This is a genomic window from Alcanivorax sp. HI0044, from assembly GCF_001634945.1.
On sequence record NZ_LWEZ01000925.1, the window covers coordinates 1 to 293 of the forward strand.

At 43.7% G+C, this 293-nt stretch carries 1 protein-coding gene; it reads right to left on the bottom strand.

Annotated features, from left to right (window positions below):
* On the bottom strand, positions 1 to 293 hold a 293-nt coding region (locus tag A3730_RS32630), incomplete at both ends, for a hypothetical protein (RefSeq protein WP_231883927.1).

A 293-nucleotide genomic window follows, 5' to 3' on the forward strand; every position in this document is an offset into this window, starting at 1 on the left:
CGAGCTTCAATTTTTTGATGTCATCAAAACGTGGATTCTTTCCACGAATGATGCGCACCTGAGCCAAAACATCGCGGAGAAGAGGCTGAACATTTGCCTCAATCAGAGCTCCAATATTTCGAAATACTTCGTACTTAAAGTCATGTAGGTCAAGATCATCCTTTGGCTCCTCAAAATATAGGCTACTCCAATACTCAGATAGACTTTCTGCAATAGCAGGTTCCGATGCGGCACAAAGCTGGTAGCAAGCTTGGGGATTGAGTTCTGATGCATGCCGATAAATTTCCAGCACA